This window comes from Pseudofrankia coriaricola (assembly GCF_032027725.1).
In the GTDB taxonomy this organism is placed as follows: Bacteria; Actinomycetota; Actinomycetes; order Frankiales; family Frankiaceae; genus Pseudofrankia.
The window spans coordinates 66,963-92,212 of sequence record NZ_JASNFO010000038.1 but is presented as its reverse complement, the minus strand read 5'-3'; the positions used below and the strand labels follow the sequence as shown (position 1 = coordinate 92,212).

General features: G+C 70.2%; 31 protein-coding genes, 1 pseudogene and 1 riboswitch. Of the genes and pseudogenes, 15 read left to right on the top strand and 17 right to left on the bottom strand.

Translation table 11 applies throughout. The features are described 5' to 3' along the window. The 3 genes from QOZ89_RS20810 to QOZ89_RS20800 all read right to left on the bottom strand — a co-directional run. Nucleotides 1–196: hypothetical protein (locus QOZ89_RS20810; protein ID WP_312624667.1), on the bottom strand; the 196-nt coding region annotated here is incomplete at its 3' end. 48 nt (nt 197–244) lie between these two features. Next, nucleotides 245–1,120: an ABC transporter permease gene (locus QOZ89_RS20805; RefSeq protein ID WP_083418900.1), complete on the bottom strand. Its 876-nt coding sequence runs from the start codon at nt 1,118–1,120 to the stop codon at nt 245–247. Continuing rightward, a complete protein-coding gene (locus QOZ89_RS20800) occupies nt 1,117–2,154 on the bottom strand; it encodes an ABC transporter ATP-binding protein (protein WP_071049880.1) in 1,038 nt (345 codons plus the stop codon). The genes QOZ89_RS20805 and QOZ89_RS20800 overlap by 4 nt, the downstream gene beginning before the upstream one ends. A 144-nt stretch (nt 2,155–2,298) precedes the next feature. On the opposite strand from QOZ89_RS20800, the gene QOZ89_RS20795 reads away from it, so the two are divergent. Further along, a complete protein-coding gene (locus tag QOZ89_RS20795) occupies nt 2,299–2,544 on the top strand; it encodes a hypothetical protein (RefSeq protein ID WP_312624665.1) in 246 nt (81 codons plus the stop codon). Here QOZ89_RS20795 and QOZ89_RS20790 read toward each other — a convergent pair. Next, nucleotides 2,541–3,119 (bottom strand): dihydrofolate reductase family protein, encoded by a 579-nt coding sequence (locus QOZ89_RS20790; protein WP_071049882.1) that lies wholly within the window; start codon nt 3,117–3,119, stop codon nt 2,541–2,543. The two genes, QOZ89_RS20795 and QOZ89_RS20790, sit on opposite strands and share 4 nt — an antisense overlap. A gap of 159 nt (nt 3,120–3,278) precedes the next feature. Between QOZ89_RS20790 and QOZ89_RS20785 the strand changes: the two genes are divergently transcribed. Beyond that, entirely contained in the window at nt 3,279–4,286 is a 1,008-nt protein-coding gene (locus QOZ89_RS20785; protein ID WP_312624663.1) for a sigma-70 family RNA polymerase sigma factor, read from the top strand. A 300-nt stretch (nt 4,287–4,586) separates the two neighbouring features. Here QOZ89_RS20785 and QOZ89_RS20780 read toward each other — a convergent pair whose 3' ends face one another. After that, on the bottom strand, nt 4,587–6,017 hold the full coding sequence (locus tag QOZ89_RS20780) for a DEAD/DEAH box helicase (RefSeq protein WP_312624661.1): 1,431 nt from the start codon (nt 6,015–6,017) through the stop codon (nt 4,587–4,589). A 215-nt stretch (nt 6,018–6,232) separates the two neighbouring features. On the opposite strand from QOZ89_RS20780, the gene QOZ89_RS20775 reads away from it, so the two are divergent. From QOZ89_RS20775 to QOZ89_RS20765, 3 genes are read left to right on the top strand one after another with little or no spacing between them, the layout of a single operon-like run. Then, a complete protein-coding gene (locus tag QOZ89_RS20775) occupies nt 6,233–6,733 on the top strand; it encodes a hypothetical protein (RefSeq protein WP_312624659.1) in 501 nt (166 codons plus the stop codon). Between the two features lie 49 nt (nt 6,734–6,782). Further along, nucleotides 6,783–7,430, top strand: coding sequence for a peroxiredoxin (locus QOZ89_RS20770; RefSeq protein WP_157910537.1), 648 nt, complete (start codon nt 6,783–6,785; stop codon nt 7,428–7,430). Further along, complete coding sequence (locus QOZ89_RS20765) at nt 7,427–8,257, top strand: VIT1/CCC1 transporter family protein (protein WP_312624657.1); 831 nt, start codon at nt 7,427–7,429, stop codon at nt 8,255–8,257. Before QOZ89_RS20770 ends, QOZ89_RS20765 begins: the two co-directional genes overlap by 4 nt. 70 nt (nt 8,258–8,327) lie before the next feature. Here the strand turns inward: QOZ89_RS20765 and bluB are convergent, their stop codons facing one another. After that, nucleotides 8,328–8,999, bottom strand: a complete 672-nt coding sequence (gene bluB / locus QOZ89_RS20760; RefSeq protein ID WP_071049887.1) for a 5,6-dimethylbenzimidazole synthase — start codon at nt 8,997–8,999, stop codon at nt 8,328–8,330. A gap of 28 nt (nt 9,000–9,027) precedes the next feature. Next, nucleotides 9,028–9,225: riboswitch (cobalamin riboswitch) on the bottom strand. 279 nt (nt 9,226–9,504) lie between these two features. Between bluB and QOZ89_RS20755 the strand changes: the two genes are divergently transcribed. Continuing rightward, nucleotides 9,505–9,939, top strand: coding sequence for a nuclear transport factor 2 family protein (locus QOZ89_RS20755; protein ID WP_157910538.1), 435 nt, complete (start codon nt 9,505–9,507; stop codon nt 9,937–9,939). Here QOZ89_RS20755 and QOZ89_RS20750 read toward each other — a convergent pair. After that, nucleotides 9,936–10,190, bottom strand: a complete 255-nt coding sequence (locus QOZ89_RS20750) for a hypothetical protein (RefSeq protein WP_071049889.1) — start codon at nt 10,188–10,190, stop codon at nt 9,936–9,938. The two genes, QOZ89_RS20755 and QOZ89_RS20750, sit on opposite strands and share 4 nt — an antisense overlap. Next, nucleotides 10,175–10,390, bottom strand: a pseudogene (locus tag QOZ89_RS20745) (transposase); the annotation flags it as partial. The gene QOZ89_RS20750 and the pseudogene QOZ89_RS20745, both read right to left, overlap by 16 nt. Nucleotides 10,391–10,684: 294 nt before the next feature. Here QOZ89_RS20745 and QOZ89_RS20740 point away from each other — a divergent pair. Together QOZ89_RS20740 and QOZ89_RS20735 are read left to right on the top strand one after the other, a co-directional pair. After that, nucleotides 10,685–11,179, top strand: coding sequence for a sigma-70 family RNA polymerase sigma factor (locus QOZ89_RS20740; protein WP_198543314.1), 495 nt, complete (start codon nt 10,685–10,687; stop codon nt 11,177–11,179). Next, nucleotides 11,176–11,874: a hypothetical protein gene (locus QOZ89_RS20735; protein ID WP_312624652.1), complete on the top strand. Its 699-nt coding sequence runs from the start codon at nt 11,176–11,178 to the stop codon at nt 11,872–11,874. Before QOZ89_RS20740 ends, QOZ89_RS20735 begins: the two co-directional genes overlap by 4 nt. Before the next feature lie 193 nt (nt 11,875–12,067). On the opposite strand, the gene QOZ89_RS20730 is transcribed toward QOZ89_RS20735, so the two are convergent. After that, complete coding sequence (locus QOZ89_RS20730; protein ID WP_312624651.1) at nt 12,068–12,799, bottom strand: SDR family oxidoreductase; 732 nt, start codon at nt 12,797–12,799, stop codon at nt 12,068–12,070. A 133-nt stretch (nt 12,800–12,932) separates the two neighbouring features. Here QOZ89_RS20730 and QOZ89_RS20725 point away from each other — a divergent pair, with 133 nt between their 5' ends. Next, nucleotides 12,933–13,457 (top strand): TetR/AcrR family transcriptional regulator, encoded by a 525-nt coding sequence (locus QOZ89_RS20725; protein ID WP_312624649.1) that lies wholly within the window; start codon nt 12,933–12,935, stop codon nt 13,455–13,457. 549 nt (nt 13,458–14,006) lie between these two features. Here QOZ89_RS20725 and QOZ89_RS20720 read toward each other — a convergent pair. The 4 genes from QOZ89_RS20720 to QOZ89_RS20705 form a co-directional block, all read right to left on the bottom strand. Then, nucleotides 14,007–15,146, bottom strand: coding sequence for a WD40 repeat domain-containing protein (locus QOZ89_RS20720; RefSeq protein ID WP_312624647.1), 1,140 nt, complete (start codon nt 15,144–15,146; stop codon nt 14,007–14,009). A gap of 332 nt (nt 15,147–15,478) precedes the next feature. After that, the gene (locus tag QOZ89_RS48305) at nt 15,479–15,685 is read right to left on the bottom strand and encodes a cupin domain-containing protein (protein ID WP_241842317.1); all 207 of its coding nucleotides are present in this window, start codon (nt 15,683–15,685) and stop codon (nt 15,479–15,481) included. After that, on the bottom strand, nt 15,682–16,200 hold the full coding sequence (locus tag QOZ89_RS48300; protein ID WP_491723665.1) for an alpha/beta fold hydrolase: 519 nt from the start codon (nt 16,198–16,200) through the stop codon (nt 15,682–15,684). The genes QOZ89_RS48305 and QOZ89_RS48300 overlap by 4 nt, the downstream gene beginning before the upstream one ends. A 13-nt stretch (nt 16,201–16,213) precedes the next feature. Further along, a complete protein-coding gene (locus tag QOZ89_RS20705; protein ID WP_071053247.1) occupies nt 16,214–16,729 on the bottom strand; it encodes an alpha/beta fold hydrolase in 516 nt (171 codons plus the stop codon). 91 nt (nt 16,730–16,820) lie between these two features. On the opposite strand from QOZ89_RS20705, the gene QOZ89_RS20700 reads away from it, so the two are divergent. Continuing rightward, entirely contained in the window at nt 16,821–17,471 is a 651-nt protein-coding gene (locus tag QOZ89_RS20700) for a TetR/AcrR family transcriptional regulator (RefSeq protein ID WP_241842316.1), read from the top strand. Nucleotides 17,472–17,572: 101 nt separating this feature from the next. On the opposite strand, the gene QOZ89_RS20695 is transcribed toward QOZ89_RS20700, so the two are convergent. Then, nucleotides 17,573–18,997, bottom strand: a complete 1,425-nt coding sequence (locus tag QOZ89_RS20695) for a dihydrolipoyl dehydrogenase family protein (RefSeq protein ID WP_071053246.1) — start codon at nt 18,995–18,997, stop codon at nt 17,573–17,575. A 651-nt stretch (nt 18,998–19,648) separates the two neighbouring features. On the opposite strand from QOZ89_RS20695, the gene QOZ89_RS20690 reads away from it, so the two are divergent. Both QOZ89_RS20690 and QOZ89_RS20685 read left to right on the top strand, forming a co-directional pair. Further along, nucleotides 19,649–19,993: a DUF1622 domain-containing protein gene (locus tag QOZ89_RS20690; RefSeq protein WP_071053245.1), complete on the top strand. Its 345-nt coding sequence runs from the start codon at nt 19,649–19,651 to the stop codon at nt 19,991–19,993. 197 nt (nt 19,994–20,190) lie between these two features. Then, nucleotides 20,191–20,778 carry a DUF421 domain-containing protein gene (locus QOZ89_RS20685; protein ID WP_071053244.1) on the top strand — a complete coding sequence of 196 codons (588 nt, stop codon included), beginning with the start codon at nt 20,191–20,193 and terminating at the stop codon, nt 20,776–20,778. Between the two features lie 82 nt (nt 20,779–20,860). Here the strand turns inward: QOZ89_RS20685 and QOZ89_RS20680 are convergent, their stop codons facing one another. Both QOZ89_RS20680 and QOZ89_RS20675 read right to left on the bottom strand, forming a co-directional pair. Continuing rightward, the gene (locus QOZ89_RS20680) at nt 20,861–21,415 is read right to left on the bottom strand and encodes a PIN domain-containing protein (RefSeq protein ID WP_071053243.1); all 555 of its coding nucleotides are present in this window, start codon (nt 21,413–21,415) and stop codon (nt 20,861–20,863) included. Between the two features lie 3 nt (nt 21,416–21,418). After that, nucleotides 21,419–21,877, bottom strand: coding sequence for a helix-turn-helix domain-containing protein (locus QOZ89_RS20675; RefSeq protein ID WP_071053279.1), 459 nt, complete (start codon nt 21,875–21,877; stop codon nt 21,419–21,421). Between QOZ89_RS20675 and QOZ89_RS20670 the strand changes: the two genes are divergently transcribed. Further along, nucleotides 21,779–22,216 carry an acyl-CoA dehydrogenase family protein gene (locus QOZ89_RS20670; protein ID WP_312624637.1) on the top strand — a complete coding sequence of 146 codons (438 nt, stop codon included), beginning with the start codon at nt 21,779–21,781 and terminating at the stop codon, nt 22,214–22,216. The two genes, QOZ89_RS20675 and QOZ89_RS20670, sit on opposite strands and share 99 nt — an antisense overlap. A gap of 115 nt (nt 22,217–22,331) precedes the next feature. On the opposite strand, the gene QOZ89_RS20665 is transcribed toward QOZ89_RS20670, so the two are convergent. Further along, a complete protein-coding gene (locus tag QOZ89_RS20665; protein ID WP_071053241.1) occupies nt 22,332–23,039 on the bottom strand; it encodes a DUF2306 domain-containing protein in 708 nt (235 codons plus the stop codon). Between the two features lie 154 nt (nt 23,040–23,193). Here QOZ89_RS20665 and QOZ89_RS20660 point away from each other — a divergent pair, with 154 nt between their 5' ends. Then, nucleotides 23,194–24,435, top strand: coding sequence for a sensor histidine kinase (locus QOZ89_RS20660; protein WP_312624632.1), 1,242 nt, complete (start codon nt 23,194–23,196; stop codon nt 24,433–24,435). Further along, nucleotides 24,432–25,097, top strand: a complete 666-nt coding sequence (locus tag QOZ89_RS20655) for a response regulator (RefSeq protein ID WP_312624630.1) — start codon at nt 24,432–24,434, stop codon at nt 25,095–25,097. The genes QOZ89_RS20660 and QOZ89_RS20655 overlap by 4 nt, the downstream gene beginning before the upstream one ends. Nucleotides 25,098–25,250 lie beyond the last annotated feature (153 nt).

The following is a 25,250-nucleotide window of genomic DNA, read 5'->3' as shown; positions in this document are numbered from 1 at the left end:
CCGCCGCCGCCGGCGCGCGCAGCCGGTGGCCGGGCCGCACGAGCAGCACGGCGACGACGGCGATCCCGGCCGCCACGAGCCGCGCGGCGTCGGCCCCGCGCCAGCCAACCCCCTGCCAGGCCACCCCGACGAGCGTGAACAGCGCGAAGGCGACCGGCGGTCCCCACCGGGCGGCCCACGGGCCCAGCGCGTTCATGGGGCGCATGGTACGGCGATCGCCAGCCGGAATCAGGCTCACGGCAAACTACCGCGAGGTCAGCGAGCTGCGGCGGGCGGAGACAGCCAGGGCGACCAGCGCCAGCGCGACGACGGCCACGAGCGGGCCGGTGGCGTCGCCGATGCCGAGCCACGGCTCGCGCACCGCTTTCGTAACCAGGGTCAGCGGCAGCGGGCCGGCGATCACGCGCAGCGCCGAGCCCATCACGGCCGGCGGTGGCCCGCCGGCGCCGAGCAGGAACGACGGGAAGAAGAGCAGCAGCCCCACCGCCTGCGCCGAGCGGGCCGAGGGCAGCAGCGTGCCCAGCAGGACGCCGATGCTGACGAAGGCGACCGCGCCGGCGGCCAGCCCGACGGCCACCCGCCACCAGCTGTGCGGGGTCGGCACGCCATAGACAGGGGCGGCGACGGCCAGCAGCACGGCACCGGCCAGCGCGATGGCCACGAGCCCGGCAACCAGCTGCGCGGCGGCGAACGACCAGCGGCTGAAGCCGGCGGCGGCGAACCGGCGCAGCACCCCGCGCTCCCGGTAGGACGCGATGTGCACCGGCAGCATGACCAGCCCGGCGGCGGCGATCACGACCGTCAGATAGGACGCGACATACCAGTGCGCCGGATCCGTCCCGCCGAAATCCTCGTCCGGCGAGCGTCCGAACGAGCCGCCGATGATCAGCATTGTTACGACCGGGAAGGCGAACACGAAGAACATCGTCATCGGGTCACGGACGGTCAGCCGCAGCTCGGCGCGGATCAGCCGGCGCACGGCCCCGCGCCCGGCCGCCTCGCCGGCGTCCGTCGCCGTGGCTGTACCCGCCGTCGCCGTCGTGGTGGTGGTCGGTGCGGTGGCTGGCGTCGTCACCGCGTCGGTGGCGGTGGCGAGCGAGGGCTCCATGGTGGCGGTCATTGCTGGGCTCCGATCAGTTCCGCGGTGAAGGGGCCGGCATGGTAGGCGGGAGTGGCTGACGTGGCGGTCGGTGCGGTGGTGGAGGTGTCGTCGTCGCGCAGCAGTCGGAGCAGCGCGGCCTCGAGATCGGGCAGTTCCACCCGCAGATCGGCGGGGATCCGGCCGCGGCGCACGAGCTCGGCGCCGACGTGGGCGATCACCGGCCGGTCGCCGTGCACCCGGACCTGGTCGCCATGCACCGAGACGTCCCGAACGCCCGGCAGCGCGCGCATGGCCCGAACCAGCTCGCCGGCCTCGCCCGCGTCGCCGATCCCGCTCGCGTCGCCGCGGTCGCCCGGCGGCCAGCCGAACTGGACCCGCGCCCAGCCCGCGTGTCGGTCCACCAGCCGCGCGGGCGGCCCGGCGTCCAGCACCCGCCCGCGGCGCATGGCCACCACCCGGTCGCACAGCGCCTCGGCCTCGTCGAGCTCGTGGGTCACCAGCAGCACGGTGGTGCCCTCGTCGCGTAGCTGCCGGACCGCCGACCACACGCCGCGCCGGGCGGCCGGGTCCAGACCCTGGGTGAGCTCGTCCAGGATCACCAGCCGCGGCCGGTTCAGCAGTGCCAGGACCAGGAACAGCCGCTGTCGTTCGCCGCCGCTGAGCGAGGCGAACGCCGATCGGCGGCGCTCCGCCAGCCCGAACTGGTCAAGCAGCTCGCCGGCCGGCCGGGCGCGGCCGGTGGCGAACAGTTCGACCGCCTCGTGCACCCGGAGCCGGTCGGGCAGCGCCGAGTCCTGCAGCTGGCTGCCGACCCAGCGGCGGACCCGGTCCGCGTGGCGCACCGGGTCCAGGCCGAGAACCCGTACCGTCCCGGCATCCGGGCGCCGCAGCCCCTGGACGCACTCCACCGTCGTGGTCTTGCCGGCACCGTTGGCGCCGATCAGACCGACCACCTCGCCGGCCGCCACATCGAGATCCACGTCGTCGACGACGACCCGCTCGCCGTAAGCCTTGCGCAGGCCGCGCACCATCACCACTGGAAGATCTGTCATGCCGCCAATGGTTCGCCGCTGCGGCCACCGGCACATCGACCCACGGGCAGAACCGCGGCTCTGCCCACGGGCAGAAAACCAGGCCACGGCTCTCCCGTCCCCGAGGGAGGGCCATCGCCCGCGGGCGGGCTCCTGGAGTCTCTGGTGGCCGGGCCGGCGTTCCGGCGCTGGGGAGCGACCCGGCTGCTCGCCGTTGGCTGCGTCGACACGGTGCTGCTGGTGCTGCTGGTGCTGCCGGTGCTGCCGGTGCTGCCGGTCGCGCTCGGCGCCGGCGCCCTCCCATTGCGGCCGGCGCTGTCGCCGCGGGCGCCGGCGCAGGCGTGCCGAGGCGCCTCCGTGGGTGGGGTGCCCCCGGACCCACGGAGGCGCTTTCCGGCCGAGGTCAGCTAGACGTCGCGACCAACCCGGTAGGTGAGGTGGACGAGATTGTCACCGATGGTCCGGGCCTGGACGAGGCGCAGGCCTTTCTGGTCGCCGGTCTCACCGAAGAGACGCTCGCCGGCCCCGAGCACCACCGGGAAGACGGACAGCCGCAGCTCGTCGACCAGGTCGTGCTCGATCAGCGTGCGCCCGAGCTGATAGCTGGCGTAGACGAGGATCTCCCCGTCCAGCGCATCCTTCAGCTTCGAGACCTGGTCCACCACGTCGCCCCCGAGGACGGTCGCGTTGCTCCACCTGGGCTCGTCGACGGTCGAGGACACGACGTACTTGGGCAGGCCGTTCAGCCGGTCGGCGAAGTCGCCGCTGCGCGACAGCCACCGCGCGGCGAACCACTCGTCACTGCGCCGACCGAGCAGAAGGGCCTCGGCGCCCAGCGCCTCCTCGAACGAGATCGTGAACCACGCATCGAGGTCCTTGCCCCCGAACTGGTTGAACCAGCCGCCCAGCCGGAAGCCCTCCTGGCCGTCCGGGTCCTGGACGACTCCGTCCAGTGAGGCGTTCGTGCTGATAATGATCTTTCCCATCGCGTCTCTCCGGTGTCGGGTTGTGTTGTCACCTGCCACCGATGTAGACACCGCGACGTCGAAAAGGGGGCGTCGGCGGGCCGCCCCCTTTGCCCCCGGGCCGGTGTCCATACAGGCGAGCGACGAGACGCGAAGGGAAGTGATCCGAGGGTGTTGGATGTGGCCGCCGACTTGATCTCCAGAGCGCGGGCCGGGGACGGCGACGCGTTCCGGCAGCTGACCGAGCCGTACCGCCGGGAGCTGCTGGTGCACTGCTACCGGATGCTCGGGTCGTTCCAGGACGCCGAGGACGTCCTGCAGGACGCGCTGCTGGCCGCCTGGCAAGGCTTCGCCGGGTTCGAAGGACGCGCCTCGCCGCGAACCTGGCTCTACCGGATCGCGACGAACCGGTGCCTCAACGCGCGCAGGTCGGCCAGCCGACGCCTGGCCAAGGAGTGGGACGTGCCCAATGTCGGACCGCCCGAGCCGACCCGGCTCGGCGAAGTCGTATGGCTCGAGCCAATGCCCGACGCCCTGTTCGAGAGCGCGGTCGACGCGCCGCTGGGCCCGGAGGCCTGCTACGAGCAGAACGAAGCCATCTCTTTGGCCTTCGTGACCGCCCTTCAGGTCCTGCCGCCCCGTCAGCTCGCCGTGCTCATCCTGCGCGACGTCCTCGGATTCCACGCGAACGAGGTGGCCGAGATGCTCGACTCGAGCGTCGAATCGGTCAAGAGCGCGCTCAAGCGCGCTCGCGCCGGCCTGGAGCAGCGACGGATGGCTAACGACGACCGCGAACCACCGCCCGCCTCCGACTCCCCCGCCGAGAACGCGATCGTGGCGAAATTCGCGCAGGCGTGGGAATCCGCCGATCTCGACGCGCTGGTGGACCTTCTGACCGACGACGTGTTCATGTCGATGCCGCCGATGCCCTTCGAGTACGAGGGCCGAGACGTCGTGGCCCGCTTCTGCGCCAGTATTTTCAGCGCGGGTCGCCGGTTCGACCTCGTCCCGACGCGAGCCAACGGTCAGCCAGCGTTCGGAGCCTACCTGCGCTCTCCCAACGGCATCAGCCACGGGACCGGCCTCTACCTCCTCACCCTCACCGGCGATCGGATCTGCGCCCTGACCCGCTTCGACAACAGCGTGCTCCCGTCGTTCGGGCTACGGCGATCGATCCCCAGCCGATAGCCGGCATCCCAACGATCGACTTCCGCACTGACGACGCTCGGCCGGGTCGGGCGCTGAACCGAGCGCGGCGCGCGTTGCCACGGGACGGCGGGAGACCAAGGCGGCTCCGGAGCACCAGGGGGCGACTGCCGCCTCAGGACACCGGTCCAGGCGCCGCGCGCAAACGCCTTCGCCGAACGCTGGCTCCGCCGGTCGGGTCGAGCGACCCGGGGGCGCGCAGCCGCACCATGATCGGCTGCGCGCGGGAATGCCGTGCGACTCGGTCACACGCACGTGTCGTATGGGTGTGACCGAGTCTGGTCAGCGGGCGCGGCGTGCGCTGAACGTCGCGGCGCTGTGGGTCGGTCGCGACCTGGGTCGCTCGGCGGTCGACGGGGCGGCCTCGTGATCGGGTGAGTTGGTACGAGCCGTGGCCATCGGCGGTCGAGACGCCGTGGCCCGCCCGGCGCGGTGGCCGTGGTTGCCGGCGGGGCGGCGTCCACGCCGTCTGCCTGTTCGAGGTGTCGGCTCGGTGCCGCGGTCTCCGCCAACCGGCATGCGTTGGGCTGGACTGGTTCTGGTCTCCGCCTGGATCGCGACCGCGGGGCTGGTGAGCGACCGAGCGCCGGGGGCGAGCGTGGAGAGTATCGGGTGATCGGCGGATGCGACCCGTGTGGTCGTCGGCCTGATGCCGGCGGCGCGGGCCAGCTGCGTGACCTCACGGATCTGCTCCGTGGTCGCCAGGGTGATGACGGTGCCGCTGTTGCCGGCGCGCGCGGTGCGCCCGGAACGGTGCAGGTATGCCTTGTGGTCGGCCGGCGGGTCGGCGTGGATCACGAGGGCCACGTTGTCGACATGGATGCCGCGGGCGGCGATGTCCGTGGCGACCAGCGCCGAGGCCCGGCCTGTCTGGAAGTCGTCGAGGTTGCGGGTACGGGCGTTCTGGCTCAGGTTGCCGTGCAGCTCGACCGTGGGCACGCCGGCGCGGTTGAGGTGGCGGGCCAGAGCCTTGGCGCCGTGCTTCGTGCGGGTGAACACGACCGTGCGGCCTGGTGCGCTGGACAGGTCGACGAGCACGGGGAGCCGGCTGTCCCGCTCGACGTGCAGCAGATGGTGCGCCATGGTGCCCACCGGGGACTGGGCGGAGTCGGCCTCGTGTACCGCGGGTTTGCTGAGGTACTGGCGCACCAGGGTGTCGATGGCCTTGTCCAGGGTGGCCGAGAACAGCATTCGCTGCCCGCCGGCCGGGGTCTGGCCGATCAGCCGGCGTACGGCGGGAAGGAACCCCAGGTCGGCCATGTGGTCGGCCTCGTCCAGCACGGTGACCTTTACCTGGGCCAGCGAGCAGTGCCCCTGCGCGAGGAGATCCTCGAGCCGGCCGGGGCAGGCCACGACGATGTCGACGCCCCGCCGGATCGCGGCCACCTGCGGGTTCTGACCGACGCCGCCGAACACGGTGCACGAGGTGAGGCCGGCCGCGGCGGCGAGCGGCCGCAGAGCCGTGTCGATCTGCGCGGCGAGCTCGCGGGTGGGCGCCAGAATCAGTGCGCGCGGAGCCCCTGCTCGGGCCCGGGGCCCGCCGGACAGCCGCGCGACCACGGGCAGGAGGAACGCGAGCGTCTTGCCGGACCCCGTGCGGCCGCGGCCGAGGACGTCACGTCCAGCGAGCGCGTCCGGCAGCGTCGCCCGCTGGATGGGGGTGGGGATCTCGATGGCGAGACGGGTGAGAACGTCGGTCAGGCGCGCAGGCACGCCAAGATCGGTGAACGAAGACAAGAAAAAATCGCTATCTGTGTGGATGTCCCGCCGACAACCGGATCCGAGGATCTCGACCGGTTACGCGCGGAGCCGAGGCCCGATGCTGAGCAGCGGGTGCTACGACGCGCGGACAACTCGCGGCAGGAGCTCGACGAGCTGATGCAGTCAGCATAGCTGGTCCGTGCGCCGCATCGGTGCTGACCAGTGCGGTGAGGCCCGCCGCACAGCACCCGCTCGATGGTCAGAACCCGACCGTCCAGGTCGCAGCGGCGCAGGCAGGCCAGTTCACCCCGGCGGGCACCGGAATCGGCCGCAAGCCGCACCAACAGCAAATTTTGCTCGGCGGTGAACAGCGCCCGCGCAGGCCCGGCGCGGTCCAGGCGGGCGCCTACCACGTGTTCGGCGGCGGCGACCTGGGCCTCGGCGGTGCGCAGAAGCTGGCAGACCTCGGCGAGGGTGTGGTGGCGTCGCGGTACCGGCCGCCGTGGGCCCTTCACGCCGGCAAGTGGGTTGCTAGGCAGAAGCTCTTCGTCGACTGCCCAGGACACCGCCGAACGCAGGGCAAGCCAGCGGCCGGACACCGTCGGCACCGACAGGCCCTCCTGCTGCCAGCGCCGGATCGCCGCCCGCACATATCCGGGCGTGAGCGCGGCCAGTCGTCGCCGCGCCAGCCGGTCGGCCAGCGGCGTCTGGACCACATGCCGGTGTGAGGCCAGGGTCACAGGTCACCAGGCGTGCGACGCGGTGAGGTCGGGGATCATGACGGGCCGTGGTGTCACGGTCGTGTTCCTGGTGCGCAGGCTGCTCGCAATGGCCGGTGTGGGTGGTCGGCCCCACGAGATAGAGGTCGAGATCGCCGTCCCGCGCCACCAGGTGGCGATAGTGCGTCGCGGGGTCGCCCGGCCGCGGATAGCTGGCCGTCGGCGACATAGCATCGCCCACATGCTCGACCCAGGCGCCCGCGTTCCTGTCTTCGCCCTCCCGGACCAGGACGGGAGGTTGGTCGCCTCGACTGCGCTTGCGGGGCACTGGGCGTTGTTGTGGTGGTATCCCAAGGCCGGGTCGCCCGGCTGCACCATCGAAGGTCAGGAACTACGAGACCAGGCCGAGCAGTTTCAGGCAGCCGGCTGTCTCATTGTGGGCCTGTCGTTCGACACACCTGAAGAGAACAAGGCTTGGGCCGAGGAACAGGGCTTCGAGTTCCCGCTGCTTTCGGATGTGGACCACAGCGTGGGGCGCCTGTTCGCGGTCGAGCGGGACCCAGACGACCAGTACGCCGCCTTTCCGCTTCGAGTGTCATACCTGGTCGATCCCGATGGCGTCGTCCGCAAGACATATGTCGTCGCCGGTGTCCAGGAGCATGCCGTCTCTGTACTGTCCACTCTCGCCGAGCTGGGCCGGGCATGAGTGAGGACGTGCCCGCGGGGGTCGTTCCGTTCCTGCCCGCCGGCCACCGAGCGTATCGAGCACACCGACCGGCGTGGCCGCTGCGCACGACCGCCGCGAGTCGGCCCACCGATCCGGCATTCGATGCAGCCGATCTTGCTGACCAGGTAGCCCGGGTCGCGCGTGGCGGCGCGCGAGCCGCGGTGCTGGGCATTAACGACGGCCTCGTCACCAACATCTGCCTCATTCTGGGCATGGCCGGCGCGCACGCGTCGCCCGGCACCGTCCGTCTGGCCGGGTTCGCCAGCCTGCTCGCCGGCGCGCTGTCGATGGCTGCGGGTGAATGGGTCTCCGTACGCAGTCAGGCCGAACTCTACGGTGGCCTGCTTGTCAAGATCCGGCAACTGGTCACGCGTAACCCACGATTGATGCTCGACGAGCTCTCATCACGCCTAGAGGCCGCGGGATTCGCCCGGGCAACCGCGCAATCCGCGCCAGCAGAGCTCGCGCTGGACGAGGAGCGGTTTCTTGCCTTCACCGCTCAGATCGTGTTTGGCATCAGTCCCGCCGGGCTCGGCTCGCCACTGACCGCCGCGACCACATCGCTCGCCTACTTCGCCGGGGGAGCCCTCATACCGCTCGCGCCCTGGTGGTTCCTGCGCGGCGTCCCCGCCGTATCCGTGTCCATCGCCCTGACCGCCATCGCCAGCATCCTCGTCGGGGCCGGCATCGCCCGCTCCAGCGATCACTCGATGAGGCGTGGGGCGCTGCGCCAGCTGGCTATCATCCTGGCCGCAGCGGCAGCCACCTACAGCATCGGAAAGCTGTTCGGCTCAACAGTGAGTTGACCGACGAGGAGACGCGCGCCGAGATGGAGGCGAGCGTGCCGCTGAAGTACGTCAACGCCTTCTTCCACTTCTACGTCGACGGCGCTCTCGACGAGTCGCAGTCGTTGTCGTCGGCGGTCGGATGCCAGCGTTCCTGGTGGACCGCCTGGCGAAGCGGGCGCCGGTTCGCCCAGCCGTGGCGCTCGAGGTCGGGGATGGATTCGTGGTGGGTTACCGGTCCGAGGCACAGCCACGCGACGGGTCGGATGTCCGCGGGGATGGCGAGCAGGTCGCGGACGAACGCTTCCCGGTAGAAGGAGACCCATCCCACGCCGAGACCCTCGGCCGTGGCCGCGAGCCACAGGTTCTGGATCGCCAGGCAGACGGAGTAAAGACCTGCGTCGGCGATGGCGTGTCGGCCCAGGACCGCCGGCGCCCCGCGTCGCTGGTCGTAGGTCACGACCAGCGACAGGGACGACTCCATCACCCCGTCGATCTTTATCCGGCTGAAGCGGGCGGCCCGTTGTTCGGCAAGCGACGCGGCGAAGACCTCCCGCTCGCACCGAACGTGGGCGTGAAAGGCCCGCCGTGTGCGCCGGTCGGTGACGAGGATGAAGTCCCAGGGCTGGCTGAGTCCGACACTCGGCGCGGCGTGTGCGGCCTCGAGCACCCGCTCGAGGATCTCGCTGGGGATCGGCGCGCCAGTGAACTGGCCGCGCACGTCGCGGCGCTGGTGGATCACGTCGTACAGATGCGTAGGCATGGCAGGCTCCCGCTGTCCGGCCGCCCCAGGGCGGCACCCGCGCGGGGCCGGTCTTCGGACTCCCGGATCGACGCCGACCGTCCGCCTTCCCGGACTGTTAGGTCCAGTGGCCGCGCTGAGCGCGTGGACGGGGACTCCCCGGTTACCGCGGCGGGCCCGTGCCGGACTTCCACCGGCTTCCCGATTCTCCCCGGTCACCCGGGGCACCCCGCAAACGATGCCGCCGTGCACGCTATCAGGGCCTGGTGCCCGCCGCCGGGCTCGTTGGCCGGTCTGGACGAGGCCCACACCAGAGCCCGATGATCCCGGTTTGGCCGGCGTCCCCCGATCGTCCGCCGTCGTCCACCGGCTTGGCTGCCACGCTGGCTGCCACGGAACTCCGGGCGGGGCCTGTCAGCTCGGCTGCCGGTCGGCGAAGCTCTGGGCCGTCGCCGACCGCGGGTTAGCATGGCCGCTTGTCATCGAGCTAGCGGCAAATCGTGCCGAAGATCAACAAGGAGTGCGGTTGAGTACGACGGCAAACAAGAACATGGTGTTCAGTTTCTTCGAGAACCTGTCGGTGGGGCGCATCAAAGCCGCCATGGACCTGATGGACGAGAAGGCTACGTGGTTGGTGTCCGGAAAGCCGGAGCACATCCCGCTGGCGGGCACATACACCAAGCAGAAGCTCGTCGATCTGCTCGGCTTGGTAGGAACGGTCATGCCGGCTGGGATAGAAATGACCATCACCAGTGGAACAGCGGAAGGAGATCGGGTCGTCGTCGAAGCCGAGGTGCGCGGGGTGTCGCCGGCCGGAAAGACGTACGACAACCGGATCTGCTTTGTCGTCGAAGTGCGCGGCAGCACGATTCAGTCCGTGCGCGAATACTACGACACGATTCACACCAACGATGTCCTGTTCGACAGGACGTACTCCAACGAGGCCCTCGTGGAGAATTAGCTCCTCATCCGTATGGCCGGCCGTTCAGGAGTCGCAGGGGCGCCGGGTCCGCCGATACGGGGGCCAGCCGGCCAGAGCCGGGTGAGCTGGTGCGGGGTGAGGGGCTGGGCGTAGACGGCACGGAAGACCTTCCCCACGGTGTCGGTGTCAACGGTGTCGGCGAGCATGACGAACCAGTCGATGCCGACGGGGCAGGCCCACAGGTAGCTCGAACTCGACCCGACGCAGGTCGGGGAGCCCGGGTGTCCCACTCCCGGCTCCGGTAACCGTTGCGACGATTCACCCGATCGGGCGAGATCTCACCGTATTCCGCTCCGCACAGCGCGTCCGCCTCCGCGGACATCAGGGAATCCGCGAACCTTTTCACCAGCGCGCCCAGCAGATCCGGACTCGCCATCATCAGTTCCTTGCCGACGAGTTCCGCGTCGGGCACAGTCGGTCGCACGGCCATCGCAGTGTTCCTCCGTCTTCGAGTTCTTTGGTCGGTTCTCGAAGAGGATCACGCGGTGGCCGTCCCAGTTCGCGGACCGCTACTCCAGCAAGTCACTGGTCGATCACATCCCGTACACCACGTCCGTCGCCGCTGCGCCACCAGGTGGGTCGGCCGCGCATGCCGTGGTGCCAGGCATCGGTCTGCTGGCGCAGTGCGGCGAGGCGGTCGTTGTCCCGCGAAAGAAGCCCGCGTCACGGAGTCCGAGTCCGAGTCTCAGGTAAGCGGATCGAGGCGCTGCGGCGTATAGGGGGTGTGAAGCAGCTGGAGTTCAGGGAGTTCTACCAAGCCAGCCAGGACGCATGCCTGCGGGCAGTCTTGGCGAGCGTGGCTGATCGGCAGCTGGCCGAGGACCTGGTCGCCGAGGCGTTCACTCGGGCCTGGATGGCGTGGCCGAAAGTCAGCCGCCATCCGGCGCCGCGCGCATGGATCGTGCGTACGGCGCTCAACACCCGGGTCTCGTGGTGGCGTCGGCGGCGACGGGAAGTAGCGCTGGACGGTGTTCCCGACGTCGCGGCCAGCACGGTCAGTGACCCCGGTCTGGACCCCCAACTGCTGGCCGTGCTGCGTCAACTGCCGCGGCGGCAGCGGGAAGTGATCGCGTACCGGGTCTTCCTCGACCTCGACACCGGCACCACGGCCAAGGTGCTCGGGATCGCCCCGGGAACCGTCGCCGCCCATCTGTCGCGGGCCGTTGCGACACTGCGCGGCCACCTTGTTACCGCAGACAACCCGGAGGTTGGGCAATGAGCGACCGCGACATGGACGTACTGGACGCGCTGAAGGATTCGCTGGACGGCATCACCATGGACACCCCGGTCGAGCAGATCGAGGCCGCGGGCCGGGCGCGCCGGCGTCGGCGCCGCATCGTGGGCATGACGGCGGGCGTCGCGGCAGCCGCGGGGCTTGCGCTCGGCGTCCCGATGTACGGCAGCCCGTCGACCGCGCCGCCGACGGCGGGCGACAGCACCGGGGCGGGCGCCGTGCACATCCGTACGGTGGCATACACCGTGGACACCGTGAGCGACGGCACGGTTCATGTGACGTGGGACAAGGAGATGTACATCAAGGACCACGCGGGCCTGGAGGCCGCGCTGCGCCAGGCCGGATTCCCGGTGCTCATCAAGGAGGGCGAGTTCTGCAAGGGCCCGCAGGACGACGGAACACTCGACCCGAGCGGCTCAGGGCCCGGGGTCAGGGACGTCATGAAGGGCGAGCGGGGAGACGATGGGAGGGTCACCTTCGTCTTCACCCCCTCGGCGATGCCGGCCGGGACTCAGCTGTTCATCGGCTACCTGAACGAGGCCCAACTGGCCGCCACGAACGGGAATCCGGGATCCGTCGAGCGCCTGGTGCCCACGGGAGTACCGCTGACGTGCACCACGGACGCGCCGCCCGCGCACGTCGTTCGTGGCGGGTCCGAGGGCGACGGCGCGCGCAAGTAGCGGAACGTCGCGTCGGCCGGAGCGAGCAGGGCGAGGGGCAGCCGGCGCAGGCCGCGGCGAAAGCGCGTAGGTCGGCCGCGGGCCGGTACGCCTGTGGACTATGCCTCCCGGACCTGCCGGATCGGCTAGGCCGATCCGGCACCGGACTCCAGACGTCGGCCCGCTGATCGTCCCGGGCGGGCGTCCGAGCCGGTCAGGTAAGCCGCAGCCCGCCGTCGCAGGGCAGGACCACGCCGGTGATGAAGCTGTTCTCCAGGACCGCGACAATCGCCGCGGCGACGTCATCGGGTCGGCCATTGCGCCGGACCGGAGTCCGACGTGCGAACTGGTCGAACGCGGCCCGTCGGGCGTCTTCTGGCATTTCGTCCCACCAGCCGGTCTCGATGACGCCGGGGGACACGGCGTTGACTCGCCGTGGGGCCAGCTCGACAGCGAGTGGTCGCACCGCGGCCTCCAGAGCGCCGTTGACCGCGGCCAAGCCCGCGGTCCCCGGCAGCGCGGCCTGCGCCGAACCCGCGGTCACCAACGTGATCGAGCCGTCCTCGGCGAGTGTCGGTAGCGCCAGCGCCACGGCCCGCAGATGGGCGACCGGCTTCCCCAGAAACGCCCCGGCGAGGTCGGTGTCGGCGAGCTCCGCCGCCGGACCGGCCCCGCCACGCCGGGTGACTGTGACGACCAGGTCGCTGATCGGTCCCGCCTCGCTGAAGAACCGCCGCAACGCGCCGACGTCCTCGGCATCCACCTCAAGTCCCCTGGCCGTACCGCCCAGTTCCTTGACCGCGGCCTCGAGTCGGTCGCGGTTGCGCCCGCCGAGGGTGACCTGCACGCCCCGGCCAGCGAGCAGCCGCGCCGTGGCGAAACCGATCCCGGCGCTGCCGCCGAGGACGGCGACGTGACGATCTTGCATGGTGCTGCTCGCGGACATCGCGAACCTCCGTTTCCGAACGACCCGTTCGCAAACGCTACACCAGATACCGAACGGACCGTTCGGTTACGATGCGGAGGTGAGCGAACAACCCGTCCGCCAGCCAGGGCGGCCGCGAAGCGAGCGAGCGCGGATGGCGGTCCTGGAGGCGACCCTGGCGCTGGCGGGCGAGGTGGGACCGGCCGGGCTCTCCATGGAGGCCATCGCGAAGCGGGCCGGCGTCAGCAAGGAGACGCTGTACCGCTGGTGGCGATCCAAGACCGAGGTGATCCTCGACGCGATGGCCGAACGCGGGCAGGAGACCATCCCGCTCCCCGACAACGGCACCCTGCCAAGCGACTTGCGGGCCTTCCTGCGGTCCACCGTCGAGTCCGCCGACCACACCACCGTGCGTCTCCTGCGTGCCGTCGCGGCGGCGGCAGCCACGGACCAGGCCGTGGCCCATGACGTCCGGGACCGGTTCCTCGTCACCAGACGGGCCGCCCTGGGAACTCTCCTGGACCGGGCCGTAGCCCGGGGCGAGATCCCCGATGAGCACACGACGCCGCTGCTCGACTTCGTCTACGGCTCTCTGTGGTACCGGCTGATCTTTGACGTCGGTCCACTCGACCACACCTGGGCCGACGAAACAGTCGCGGCAATCACGGCGATCTTGTAACGGCTGCCCGAGCGCCTGCCTGATAGGTCCGAAGTCGTCCGCAGGAACTGGGGCGTGTCCGGGCGCCGTTGGGGGCGCTGGGACCCAAATGGTTTGTTGTCGGCCGGTGAGGGTGATAGACCTGATCACCATGTCGAGATGGAAGCTCCTTGACGAGTGGGGCGATGATCTTCCTGGGCTGTCGGTGGAGCAGCTGCGCGAACGCTTGGAACTCGCGAGGGACCGGGAACGGGCTTCCGACCGGAGGGGAATGGGGCGTAACCCGAAGGCACGACGACTATGGCGGCGGAACCGACAAGCCGTCGAAGCAGAGTTGGAACGGCGGCTCGCGGACCCTCGTTGATGGGGGAACCCACGTTCGCCAGAGCAGGTCGCGTGTAATCACGCCAGAGCCGAGCGCGATGACGCGCCTGTCTCGCGCGACGTGGAGGCGTACTGGCGCGGCATCGAGGGAAAGAGCGGCGGCAGTGCCGGCCACCACGACTCCCTGCCCGCCGCGTCCCGGGTATCCGTACCGCGAACGTGTCAGACCCCGTTCCTGCCACCGCCCTACAGCGAGCCCCAGACCTTCACGTCTGCGTCGTCGGTGACGCTCGCGAGAAGCCGATCAGACAGGTACCTGACGGTATGTACCCTGCCGTGGTGCGCCTCCCATGAACGAAGCAGGCGGTACGGTGGCGCCGCGACGCTCCACAACTCGATTCCGCCCGTCGAGGTCCCCAGGGCGAGCGTCGCACCGTCGGCGGAGAACGTCAGGGAACTGACGCTTCCACTCCGCTCCAGTACGGCGAACTCGGTGAGTATGCCCGCCGAGTCGGTGGAGCTCCACAGGTGGACGTCTCCCACGTCAGAGGCCGTGGCCAGTAGCCGAGGGCGCGGTGCCGCCGCGATCGCGCTCGTCTTCGAGCTCGTCTTCGTGCCGTGCACGACGGCGTGTCGAACGTCCGGCTCGCCAGACGGCGCGAGGGAAAGGAACACGGTCTCGCCGCCTTCCTTCAGTATCACGATCGTTCTGGGTGCCACGAACGCCATGGCCGCGACGGGGCCCGATGGCGCGACGGGCTCGGTGGCCGGCAGGTCGTCCGGGAACGGCACCAGCGTGCGCCGCGTCCCGGTGTTTGCCTTCCCGGTGGCTGTCGGCCAGCTGGCTGTCGGCCACGCGAACACCTTGCCGCTCTTGTGGCCCGTGATCATCAGTTCTCCGTCTGGCGAGAACGTGACGGCCTGGGTGTCGCGGACGTCATATTTGAAGTCGGGAAGCTCCTCGCGACCTGTGGGCTCGCCATCGGACACTCGCCATACATTCAGTGCGGGCTGGACGTCGGTGCCCCCGCTGACACCGACCGCCAGAAAATCTCCTCGGGGCGAGAAGTCGGCCACGAACCGACCGGATGGCATGGACTCCCGGTGCGACTCTGATATTTGGAGCGGATCGGCCGTGTCGTACACCCTGAAATCCCCAGGCAAGGCGCAGACAACCATGACGTGGGCTGCGGGGAATGCGGCGAGCCCGGAGACGTCACCGTTCAGGTGAACGGTGCCGCTCGGGACTGCCTCGGCCCGGCCCGGATCTCGCATCCACAGACCCGTTCCCACGGCGGAGGACAGCAGGACGCCACCGGCGATCCCGCCGACGAGCCCGTGGACCGTGCGCATCCAGACGCGGGTCTCTGCCCGTCGGTCGTTCACATGATCAGCGTCAGGGGCTCGCCGCTGGCCGCCGGCTCGGGTACACGTTGGGAAGCGGCGGCCAACCGTCTGGCCCATGGCGGCCGGCGAGCCTTGGACGATGCGTCGACTCGCGCAGAGCGCGCGTGGAGCGCGAAGGCCATACCGTGGCCCTGCTCGCCGGGGATCCGGCGAGGACCTCGTACGCTGACACCCTCTTCCAGCTCTTCCAGGTTCGACGAGCTGTGCCTCAGTCATGGCGCCGAGCGCGGTTTCTGCCTGGTATTGCGAGTAGAACGGCGAGACGTATACGGCTCCTCTTTCGCCTTCAGCGCCTCATGGGGTGCTTTCCGCTAGGCGTAGTCGGTGGCTGGCTCCGTGGCGTACCGGGCCATGACGCCGACGACGGCCTCGCCGGTCGGCGCTCCGCCCGGTCTGATCATGTCACGCAGGTCGCGGAAGTACTGGACGTAGAGGTCCGGGGTGAAGGTGTTCAGGAGCACCGCTGGCTCGTCGCCGGGGTTGGCGAAGGTGTGCGGCGCCCCAGGCGGCACCATCACCAGTGTGCCCGCCGGCGCGTCGTAGGCGGTGTCACCGACGGTGAAACGGGCCGTGCCGCGACCACGTAGAAGCCCTCGTCGTGGCGGGCGTGCCGGTGCTGGGGCGGCCCCTCGGTATGCGGCGCGAGGGTGATCTCGCCGAGGCCGAGCCGGTGGGCCGTGGTGGTGCCGTCCTCGAGGATCCGCATGGTCACGGGACCGCTGACCGTGAGCTCGCCCTCGCCCGGAGGGACCACCGAGACCTCGGCGCGGCGCAGGACCGCCGACCTCACGGCGCGCAGGGTCTGCCCGGGTGTCTCCAGCTGCGGGAGATGGCCGGTGCCGCGCAGCAGGGTGTACGTCGCGCCCGGGATCGCGGCGGCGTAGGCCCTTCCGTAGTCGGGGTCGGCTATGCGGTCGGCCTCGCCCCACAGGACGAGCGTGGGGATCCGGACCGCGGCGAGCCTGGCGGCCAGCCCGGGGTCGGTCATCGATGTGCCGCCGTAGACCGCGAGCGCCGCGTGGTTGCCCGCCATGAGGGCCTGTGCCTCAGGGGGCAGCGCCGTGGGGTCGATCCGGAACTGGTCCGGGGCGTAGTAGCTGTAGTTGGCGGTAGCTGTAGTTGGCGATCTTCTCGAGCGGGAGGGCGAAGAAGTCGACGACCGGGTGGCCTGCCACCTCGAGGCCGACCGCGTCGATCAGCACGGAGCCGGTGACTCGGGGCGAGCCGAGGATCGCCGTCTCCGCCGCGATCCAGCCTCCGAGGGAGTTGCCGACGACGGCCACGTCGGACAGCCCGAGCTCGGCGACCAGGGCGTCGTACAGGGCGGCGAGCCCGCCGACGGTGGCGAGCTCGTCGGGTCGCGGGGTGCCGGCGAAGCCCGGGTGCGTCGGGACGATGACGCGCACGCCGCCGGCCGCGACGAGCCGCTCGCCGAAGGCGCTGACCGTCTGGGGCCCGCCGCCGCCGTGCAGCAGCAGCACCGGGCGGCCTTCTCCGCTGTCGTCGAACGTGACGGGCACCGTGCCCGCCTCCGAGGTCCGCACCGTGCGCGTGGTCGTCATCCGGTCCTCCAGCTCACGAGAGTCAACTCTCACGAAAACCGTATCGATTGCCGGGTATTCATGCAAGTGCACTCTCGTTATGAGAGTCGACTTGACCGAGCGGGCAGGATGGCTCACTCTGGGCCGCGTGACGACATCGGCGGTGCCCGCGCCCAGCGGGCGCGCCCACCAGAAGGAGCGGACCCGGACCGCGATCGTCGAGGCCGCTCGCTCGCTCATCAGGTCGGGCACCGAGATGACCATGCCCAGGGTCGCGCAGACCGCCCGGGTGTCGGAGGCCACCGCGTACCGCTACTTCCCCGACCTGTTCTCGCTGGTCCAGGAGGCGAACGTCGGCCTGTGGCCGGATCCCGCCGAGGCGCTCGCCCCGGTGGCCGCCAGCGCCGACCCGGTCGAACGGATCGGCTTCGCCACCGAGTTCCTGCTGCGTGGGGTGGCCGCCTACGAGGGGGCGGTCAGGGCTGTCATCGCGGGAACGGTGACGCGGCCGACGGCCGCCGCGACCCGTCCCTTGCACCGGTTCGGCCTGATCGATCATGCGCTGGCACCCGTGGCGGCCGAGATGGCCGCCGCCGACGCCGCCGGCTGGGATCAACTGCGGCACGGCCTCGCCGTCGTGATGAGCGCCGAGGCGTACTTCACGCTCACCGACCTGTGCGGGCTTCCACCCGACCAGGCGATCGCGAGTGCGGCCGACACAGCCCGCACGCTGGTCGCCGCCGCACTCCGCCACGTCGGATAGCGCCACGCTGGAACCGCCAGATCCGGAGCAGTACAGGGCGACTCCGGCGGCTCAGGACACCTTCCACAGGCAAATGGTGTCGTCGGCGCTCTCGAAGAGAGTCACAGGCCGTACGCCTCCAACAGTTCCAGCCAGATCTCGCTTACGGTCGGGAACGAGGGGACGGCGTGCCACAGCTGGTCGAGGGGGACCTCGGCGGCCACCGCGATGGTCGCCGAATGCAGCAGATCAACCACGCCGGGAGCGACGAAGGTGGCGCCGAGCACGACGCGGCGATCCTCGTCGACGACCAGCTTCGCGCGGCCGGTGTAGCCCGTGGCCTGCAGTTGGGCGCCCTCGACCGCGCCCATGTCGTAGTCCGCTGTGCGTACCGCGAAGCCGTCGGCGCGGGCCCGGGACTCCGTGCGGCCGACCGCGCAGACCTGCGGGTCGGTGAAGATGACCTGGGGGGTGGCCCGGTCGTCGGCAATGTCGCGTAGCCTCGGCCGGTCGTCGGGCTGGCCGCCAGCGCGGGCGGCGATCACGTCGCCGCACACCCGGGCCTGGTACTTGCCCATGTGGGTGAGCAGGTTGCGGCCGTTGACGTCGCCGACGGCGTACAGCCAGCCGTCGGCGATGCCGGTGGCTCGCGTGCTCGCGTCCACCTCGATAGGGCCGTCCGCCGTCAGGCCGACAGTCTCCAGGCCGAGGTCGCCGACGGCCACCCGGCGGCCCGCGCCAACGAGGATCTCGTCGGCCTCGACCCGCGAGCCGTCGTCGGTCTGGACGGTCACTGGGCCGTCCGGGAGCGGCCGCTCGACCCGGATGGGCGAGCGGCCGAGGCGCACGTCGATGCCCGAGGCTCGGAACGACGTCGTCAGCAGCTCACCGGCGAACGGCTCGGTCCGGGTGAGCAGCCGGTCGTCGCGTACCAGCATGGTCGTCTCCTCGGCGCCGAGGGCGTGCAGTGCCTGGGACATCTCGCAGCCGACGGGCCCACCGCCGATCACGACCAGGCGCTTGGGCACCTGCTGGACGGCGGTCGCCTCCCGATTCGTCCACGGGCGTGCCTCCCGCAGCCCGGGTACGTCCGGGATCGCGGGGTCGCTGCCGGTCGCGACCACGACGGCGTGCCGGGCCCGCAACGCCCGGGTTCCGCCGTCCGGCGTCGTCGCCTCGACCCGCAGGGGCCTGGCCAGCCGCCCCCGACCACGGACGAACGTCGCCGGAAGGTTCTCGATCCAGCTCACCTGGCCGCCGTCGTCGAGGTGGGAGACGGCCTCGTCGCGGCGGGCCAGCACCGCGGCGGTATCGATCGGCCCGCGCAGCTCCGGTCCTGGCATCCGGCTCACCTCGGCGGCCAGGTCCACCGGCCGCAGCAGCGCCTTGCTCGGAACGCACGCGTAGTAGGCGCACTCACCGCCGGCCAGACGCTCCTCCACGATCGCCGCCGTCAGACCGCCCCGGACGGCGCGGGCGGCGGCGATCTCCCCGACCGGTCCCGCACCTATCACGATTACATCGAAAACCTCGTCCGTGTCCGTCATGAAACCTCCGCCCCTTTTACCGTCGGTCACACCACTGCGCATCATCCCCAGCCGACTGACGGGCGAACCGATGATCTCGAACGGGTCACGGTTTCACGGGTGGTCACAGTAGGTGATCTACCGCAGCATGTCATTCATGCCCGCTGTGTCCTGCCCCGGAGACTGGTCGATCATCTGGGTAAGTGTCATACCGTGTGGCGAGCGAGGAATCCTGCAGCGCGGGACCGGGCCGCGGTGGGATTATCGACACCCTGTCCGTTAACGACACATTCGCGCGGCGAAAGCCCGTGAAGGCATCGGTGGTCTTCACTGTGAAGGTGCTCCTCATTTCAGGTGAACAAGCTCTCGACAAAGCCCAATCTTCTCACCGCTGGCACCTCGGTGAAGGCCGATCACCAGGCCGGTGATCCGCCTGTTGCTTGCCGACGTCGACAGAACGTTGGCCACGTCGGATAAGGTCCTGACCGGCCGCGCCATCGACGCGGCCCGCAGGCTGGGCGACGCGGGCGCGCGTTTCGCCGTCACCGGCCGCCGCCCCGTCGCATGTCGATGCTCGCCGAGTCGCTCGCCCCGACCGCCCCATCGCCGCGTCGCGCTCCTTCCCGAAATGGCGCGGAACAGTCGGGCCGAGATGGGGGCTGAGGAGCATACGTGGAGTTTCAGCAGGTTCTGGAGACCGTGGTTAAAGGCGTCGAAGCGGCGGGTGTAGCCGTCATCGTCATGGGAACATTGGCCGCAACGATCCTCGCCGCATTCCGCCTGCGTCCTGGAGAACAGTCCACCTACCGTTCCTACCGCGAGAATCTCGGACGTTCGATCCTGTTGGGATTGGAGTTCCTTGTTGCGGCGGACATCATCCGCACGGTCGCCATCGCACCGACATTCACCAGCCTGGGTGTTCTGGGTGTGATCGTGCTGATCCGTACCTTCCTCAGTTTTGCGATTGAGCTGGAGGTCACCGGGCGGTGGCCCTGGCAGAAAAGGGAGAGTGATTAACGTCGTCACGGAGGTAAACGCGCCCGCCGCGCTGCTGGTTCCAGTCGAAACAGTTCCGCCGGCCGCGGAGGAGAACGATTGCGGGGCAGAACGAAACGGCCTCCGACATGCCCTCGCCGAATTCTTCGTGCAGCCCCCGGCACGGCGGTGGCGGCTGTGAACACGGTAGGGAACCGCGCTGCGCGACGAGGCGAGGCATGCTGACGGCCGCGTGGAGTCAGCTCGGCTGGACCGCCCTGAAGGCGTTTCTGCTCTACCTCACCGCGCTGTTCCTCCTACGTGCGGGGGAACGGCGTACCCTCGCCGAGCTTGCCCCTTTTGACGTCGTCGCCATGGTCGCCCTCGGGGCGATCCTCGGGCGCACCGCGACCGCCTCCGACACCGCCTACGCGGTCGGCGCCGTCGCCCTGGTCACACTCGTCATCGCACACCGAATCGTGGCTCGGGTCCGGATGAGCCGCCGGAGGGTCTTCCGTCGACTCCTCGAACACTCTCCCACCATTCTCGTCTATGACGGTGTCATGCGCGACAACGCACTACGCCGCTGCCGGCTCACGCCCGAAGACCTGTACTCCACGCTGCGCTGCAAGGGCATCGCCGACTTGTCCACGGTTCACCTCGCCATCTTCGAACCAGAAGGACGCCTCAGCATCCTCCGCGTCGGGGAACCGGACGGTGACCTCGTCCAGGCAGCCCTGCGCGATGCAGCGAGCGCGAGGGACGCAGCCCATGACGGCATCGGCGGGAGCGGGGACGCGTGGCGCCGCGACGGCAGCGAACTCTGACGACTCGAGCGGCTGGTCGTCGACGACCAGGGTGGGCCGGCCGGGTGGCGGCCGTGCGGTGGCAACGGCGAGCGGGTCGTGGCTAGACCGTTCGGAGCGCGGCGACTGATTCCACGAGGCCGTCGCGTTCGAGCTGGTCGAGGACGTCGTCGATGGACTCTGGCGGGCTGGTCCGGGAATCGGCGATCTGCCGGATGGATGCGGCGACTGCGCGCCCTTTGACGCCGATCTGGTTCAGCACGAAGGCGTCGGGCGACTGGGCGTCGATGTTCCACGGTTCCAGGTCGGGGGCGGGGAAGTGCTTCAGGTTGCGGGTGACGATGACCTGGGCACCGGTCTTGACCGCCGCGGCGAGGACATGCCGGTCGTCAGGATCCGGGAGCTTGAGCCCGTCGATCAGCGGCTCGTAGCCGGAAACCAGGGCGTCTCGGACAGCCGCGTTCATGAGGTCGCGGAGACGGTCGAGGCGCGTGGGCGGAATGTCGGGCCGGTTGCGGCGGAGCGCGGTGACCATCTCGTCGAGGATCTGGCTGGTCCACTTGGCCTGGACCAGGCCCGACTGGGCGATTCTGATCAGCAGGTCGCGCAACGTGTTCGGGTAGAGCACGTTGGCGTCGTAGACCACCGTGAAGGTCATCGGTCAGTACAACCCCAGTTCCTGGGTCAGCTGGGTCAGTTCGTCGGCCGCGCGCCGCCGGGCCAGGTCGTCGCGGCTCTTGTAGGCGCGCAGGTCCTGGAACCTGACCCGGCGGTGGGTGCCGACCAGTCGGAACGGGATTTCGCCGGATTCCAGGAGTTTGATCAGGTAGGGGCGGGAGACGTTGAGGAACTCGGCGGCCTGCTGTGTGGTCAGCTCGGCGGAGTCGGGGATCACATGGACGCCCTCGCCGTTGGCGAGAAAACCGAGGATCTTCGCGAGTAGGACGGCCGCCTCCCGTGGGACAACCAGCGCGTCGTCACCCGCGAGCTCGCCGTTGATCGCGACCGGGTTCTCACCGGGGTGAGTCGTCAGGTACTCGCCGATGCGCCGCGCCGCCCGCAGGGCGAGCTCTCTCTCGGCGCCTTGCCGCCTGGCCGCGCCGTCAACCTGGCCGGGCATCGCCGCCACCTCCACCACCATGCATGTCTGCCAACCGCAGTATCCGCAACAATCGCAACATCTGCAAGCAGGCTGGCGGCATTCGTCCGCGCCGGCGACCTCGGTTCCGAGTCGTTCGTGTCCAAGCTGCAGTGGGCCACCTGGCATCAGCGTCTCGGCGAGCTCTCGATGCAGCTGCTCGGCCCGTCGGCGGAGATCGTCGGCGACGGTTACGCCCTCGACGGCTTCCAACGTGCCTTTCTCAACAGCTGCGCCGAGACCATCTACGGCGGAGCCAACGAGATCCAGCGCACCATCCTCGCCGAACGCGTCCTCGCCCTCCCCAAGGAACCCGCCTGAGCCCCGGCTGGGGCGAAGCCCCTCAGGAGGCTGGCATCCGCGGCCGTGATGCGATGAGGGGGCGGGCCTCCGCTCCTGGTGACGCCTCGAGTTTGGGGTTGGTCCTCGGGGTTGCTCACGTTTGGGCCACCGAGTGGGGGGTGGCCGGGCCGGCATACTTGTTGATGATCCAGTGGGCGACGATGACATTGGGCACCCAGCAAAGAAACGGCACCACCTGGTATGCGCGGTCGAACGCGAGATCGGACTCGGTGCCAGCGATGCCGCTCTGCGCCGCGATCAGCACGCCCAGCCACAGGCGGAGGGTCACCGCGGCGTAGGTCATGGCGAACGTCCGGATCGCCCAGCGCCGGTGCGCGCGGATGTCCCGCCGGATGGCCGCCCGCGCCGCCGCCACGGCGAACACCACCCACAGCACGGCCAGGAGGCCGAAGCCGGCCGTGCCGACGCCGCCCGCGAGGCTGACCGGCGCCAGCACCGCGCCCGCGGTGCCCGCGACGCAGATCGCCGCGATCGTGATCCGTCCGACGACCCGGTGTAGCCCGGCCGCGCGGGCGCGCACCCTGGCCGAGAGCTGGATAGGTGACAGGAGCAGGGCCGTCCCGCCGAACACGACGTGCAGGTAGAACGCGGTCCGCAGCGGCAGCGAACGGTCGACGTAGTTGGCGGCCAGCCGGTTCTGGTCATCGGCCAGGCTGCTCAGCGACGAGGTCAGGTACGGCAGCGGGGCGAACATCGCGATGGCCACCGCGCTGAGCGCGAACCACCAGAAAGCCGCGGTGCGGGAGCGGCTCGGCGCGGCGGGCCGGTCGATCGTTGACATGGCGCCAACACTGGATCTCCCGCCCGATCCGGATCGACCCCCAGGCGGGTGGATTCCGGCTGCCCGCCCGGGGATGCCGCATCACCCGCATGGGTGACCTGAGGCTGCCCTGACCGGGGTCGCGTGGGCGGACCGACGACCGCCACCATGACCTATGTCCTCCACCGCCGTGGCCGGCCCGGCCGCCCGCCGCTCGACCCGAAAGGTGCGCGGGGACCGCCATGTTCGGGCGGCGTTCGTCACCTTGACGAGCCGCCCCGCGCGCTCCGACATCTGGTTGGCCGTGGGCCTGGCGACCGTGACCGTCACCGCGACGGTGCTCTCGCCGGGTGATCCGCCACACCGACCCGCCGGCCTGCTCGGCGCGGCTCTCGTCGCTTGCGCGGCGTGGTCATTGGTAGGGCGGCACTCAGCACCCCTCGCCGCGAGCGCGGTGACGTCGATGGCCGTGGTGGTCAACTCCGCGGCCGGCTTCGCCACGGGCGCCGTGCAGTGGCCGGCCTGGCTGGCGCTGTTCAGCGTCTTCGCCGCCGGCGGGCTCGTGCCGCGCCTCGCCGGATCGGCACTGGCCGCGGTCGCGGTGGGCGGGTATGCGCTGTTCGATCGTGACGTACCGACGGCTGGAACGTTCAGCGGCATCGCGATGTGCTTCCTGATCTCAGTGATCGCTGGCGATGCCGCTCGGGCTCGCCGCGCCTACGCGACGGAACAGCAGGCCCGGTTGCTGGGCGAAGCGAGGGAACGGGAGCTGGCCGTGGAACAGGCGCAGTTTGACGAGCGTGCCCGCCTCGCGGGCGAGCTGCACGACGCGCTCGGGCACGCGGTCAACGTCGTGGTGCTGCAGGCGGGTGTCGCCCGCCGGGTCTTCGCCGACAATCCCGGTTTCGCGCGCCAGGCCCTCGCCGACATCGAGAACGTCGGCCGCGAGGCGCTGGGTGAACTGGACATGCTGCTTCGGCTGCTGCACCCGCGGGACGAAGTACGGGTGAGCGCGCACGGCGACGGTGGGAGCCTGGGCGTCGAGCTTGCCGGCCTCGTCGACCGGATCCGGGCGCTCGGCAGAGTGGTGGAGCTGGAGGTGGCGCCGATCGACCCCGCCCTGTCCGCCGGTGTAGCCCGTACCGTCTACCGCGTGGTGCGGGAGGCGTTGACAAATGCCGTGCGCCACAGCGGCACCGGGCGCATCGAGGTACGAATGCGCGCCGACCCCGGCCGCGTCACGGTCGAGGTGTTCAACGAAGGTGACGGGTTCGCCGGCCCGGTGCCGGGGCGAGGTCTGGCCGGAATGCGGGAACGGGTGCGGATCGAGGGCGGGTCCTTCGAGGCCGGCCCGGTCGAGGGCGGGTTCCGGGTCCTCGTCACGCTTCCGCTCCGCGCCGACGGTGCCATCTCATGATCAATGTGCTATTGGCCGATGACGACGTTCTTGTGCGTAGTGGACTTCGCGCGCTTCTCGACGCGGAGCCCGGGATCAGGGTGGTGGGCGAAGCGGCTACTGGTGAGGACGCGGTGCGTCTGGCCCGCCGCGAGTGCCCCGACGTCGTCCTGATGGACGTGCGGATGCCGCGGCGGGACGGGGTCTGGGCAACCCGCCAGATCGCCAGCTGGCCCCTTCCTCGGCCGAGAGTCCTCGTTCTGACCACGTTCGACCTCGACCAGGTCGTCGAGGATGCGTTGACGGCCGGCGCGGACGGCTTCCTCCTCAAGCGGGCCACCCCGGACCAGCTGGTGGACGGGGTGCGGACGGTAGCCGCGGGCGACGCTCTGGTCGCGCCAGCGGTCACCCGCCGCCTGCTGGAGAAGCTCGCTCGCCGCCGCCCACCGGACCGGGAGCGACTGATACAGGCCGACCAGCTCACCGAACGCGAGAAGCAGGTGCTGCTGACACTGGCCGACGGACTGTCGAACCAGGAGATCGCCGAACGGCTGAACCTCTCCGTGGAGACGGTACGCACCCATCTCAAGCGGATTCTCGGCAAGCTCGGGGTCAGGGACCGCACCCAGGCGGTGGTATGGGCGTACCGGACCGGCTTTGTCGACGCGGTATCCCCCGACTAATTCGCGGCCGGGTAGATCGCGACGGGCGGACATCGATGTCGACGACGCCATCGTCGGCGTCCAGAACGCAGCACCGCCGGCCCAACAGCCACGCCGACCCCACCCGTACGCCCTTTGCCCCCGACGTGGCGTCGACGAAAACGTCTGGCCATC

Coding starts and splice junctions, on each gene's coding strand:
- QOZ89_RS20805 (WP_083418900.1), bottom strand. CDS start 1,120: ATGACCGCCACCATGGAGCCCTCGCTCGCCACCGCCACCGACGCGGTG.
- QOZ89_RS20800 (WP_071049880.1), bottom strand. CDS start 2,154: ATGACAGATCTTCCAGTGGTGATGGTGCGCGGCCTGCGCAAGGCTTAC.
- QOZ89_RS20790 (WP_071049882.1), bottom strand. CDS start 3,119: ATGGGAAAGATCATTATCAGCACGAACGCCTCACTGGACGGAGTCGTC.
- QOZ89_RS20770 (WP_157910537.1), top strand. CDS start 6,783: ATGACGGGCCGTGGTGTCACGGTCGTGTTCCTGGTGCGCAGGCTGCTC.
- QOZ89_RS20765 (WP_312624657.1), top strand. CDS start 7,427: ATGAGTGAGGACGTGCCCGCGGGGGTCGTTCCGTTCCTGCCCGCCGGC.
- bluB (WP_071049887.1), bottom strand. CDS start 8,999: ATGCCTACGCATCTGTACGACGTGATCCACCAGCGCCGCGACGTGCGC.
- QOZ89_RS20735 (WP_312624652.1), top strand. CDS start 11,176: ATGAGCGACCGCGACATGGACGTACTGGACGCGCTGAAGGATTCGCTG.
- QOZ89_RS20730 (WP_312624651.1), bottom strand. CDS start 12,799: ATGTCCGCGAGCAGCACCATGCAAGATCGTCACGTCGCCGTCCTCGGC.
- QOZ89_RS20725 (WP_312624649.1), top strand. CDS start 12,933: ATGGCGGTCCTGGAGGCGACCCTGGCGCTGGCGGGCGAGGTGGGACCG.
- QOZ89_RS48300 (WP_491723665.1), bottom strand. CDS start 16,200: ATGGCGGGCAACCACGCGGCGCTCGCGGTCTACGGCGGCACATCGATG.
- QOZ89_RS20705 (WP_071053247.1), bottom strand. CDS start 16,729: ATGACGACCACGCGCACGGTGCGGACCTCGGAGGCGGGCACGGTGCCC.
- QOZ89_RS20695 (WP_071053246.1), bottom strand. CDS start 18,997: ATGACGGACACGGACGAGGTTTTCGATGTAATCGTGATAGGTGCGGGA.
- QOZ89_RS20685 (WP_071053244.1), top strand. CDS start 20,191: ATGCTGACGGCCGCGTGGAGTCAGCTCGGCTGGACCGCCCTGAAGGCG.
- QOZ89_RS20680 (WP_071053243.1), bottom strand. CDS start 21,415: ATGACCTTCACGGTGGTCTACGACGCCAACGTGCTCTACCCGAACACG.
- QOZ89_RS20675 (WP_071053279.1), bottom strand. CDS start 21,877: ATGCCCGGCCAGGTTGACGGCGCGGCCAGGCGGCAAGGCGCCGAGAGA.
- QOZ89_RS20665 (WP_071053241.1), bottom strand. CDS start 23,039: ATGTCAACGATCGACCGGCCCGCCGCGCCGAGCCGCTCCCGCACCGCG.
- QOZ89_RS20660 (WP_312624632.1), top strand. CDS start 23,194: ATGTCCTCCACCGCCGTGGCCGGCCCGGCCGCCCGCCGCTCGACCCGA.
- QOZ89_RS20655 (WP_312624630.1), top strand. CDS start 24,432: ATGATCAATGTGCTATTGGCCGATGACGACGTTCTTGTGCGTAGTGGA.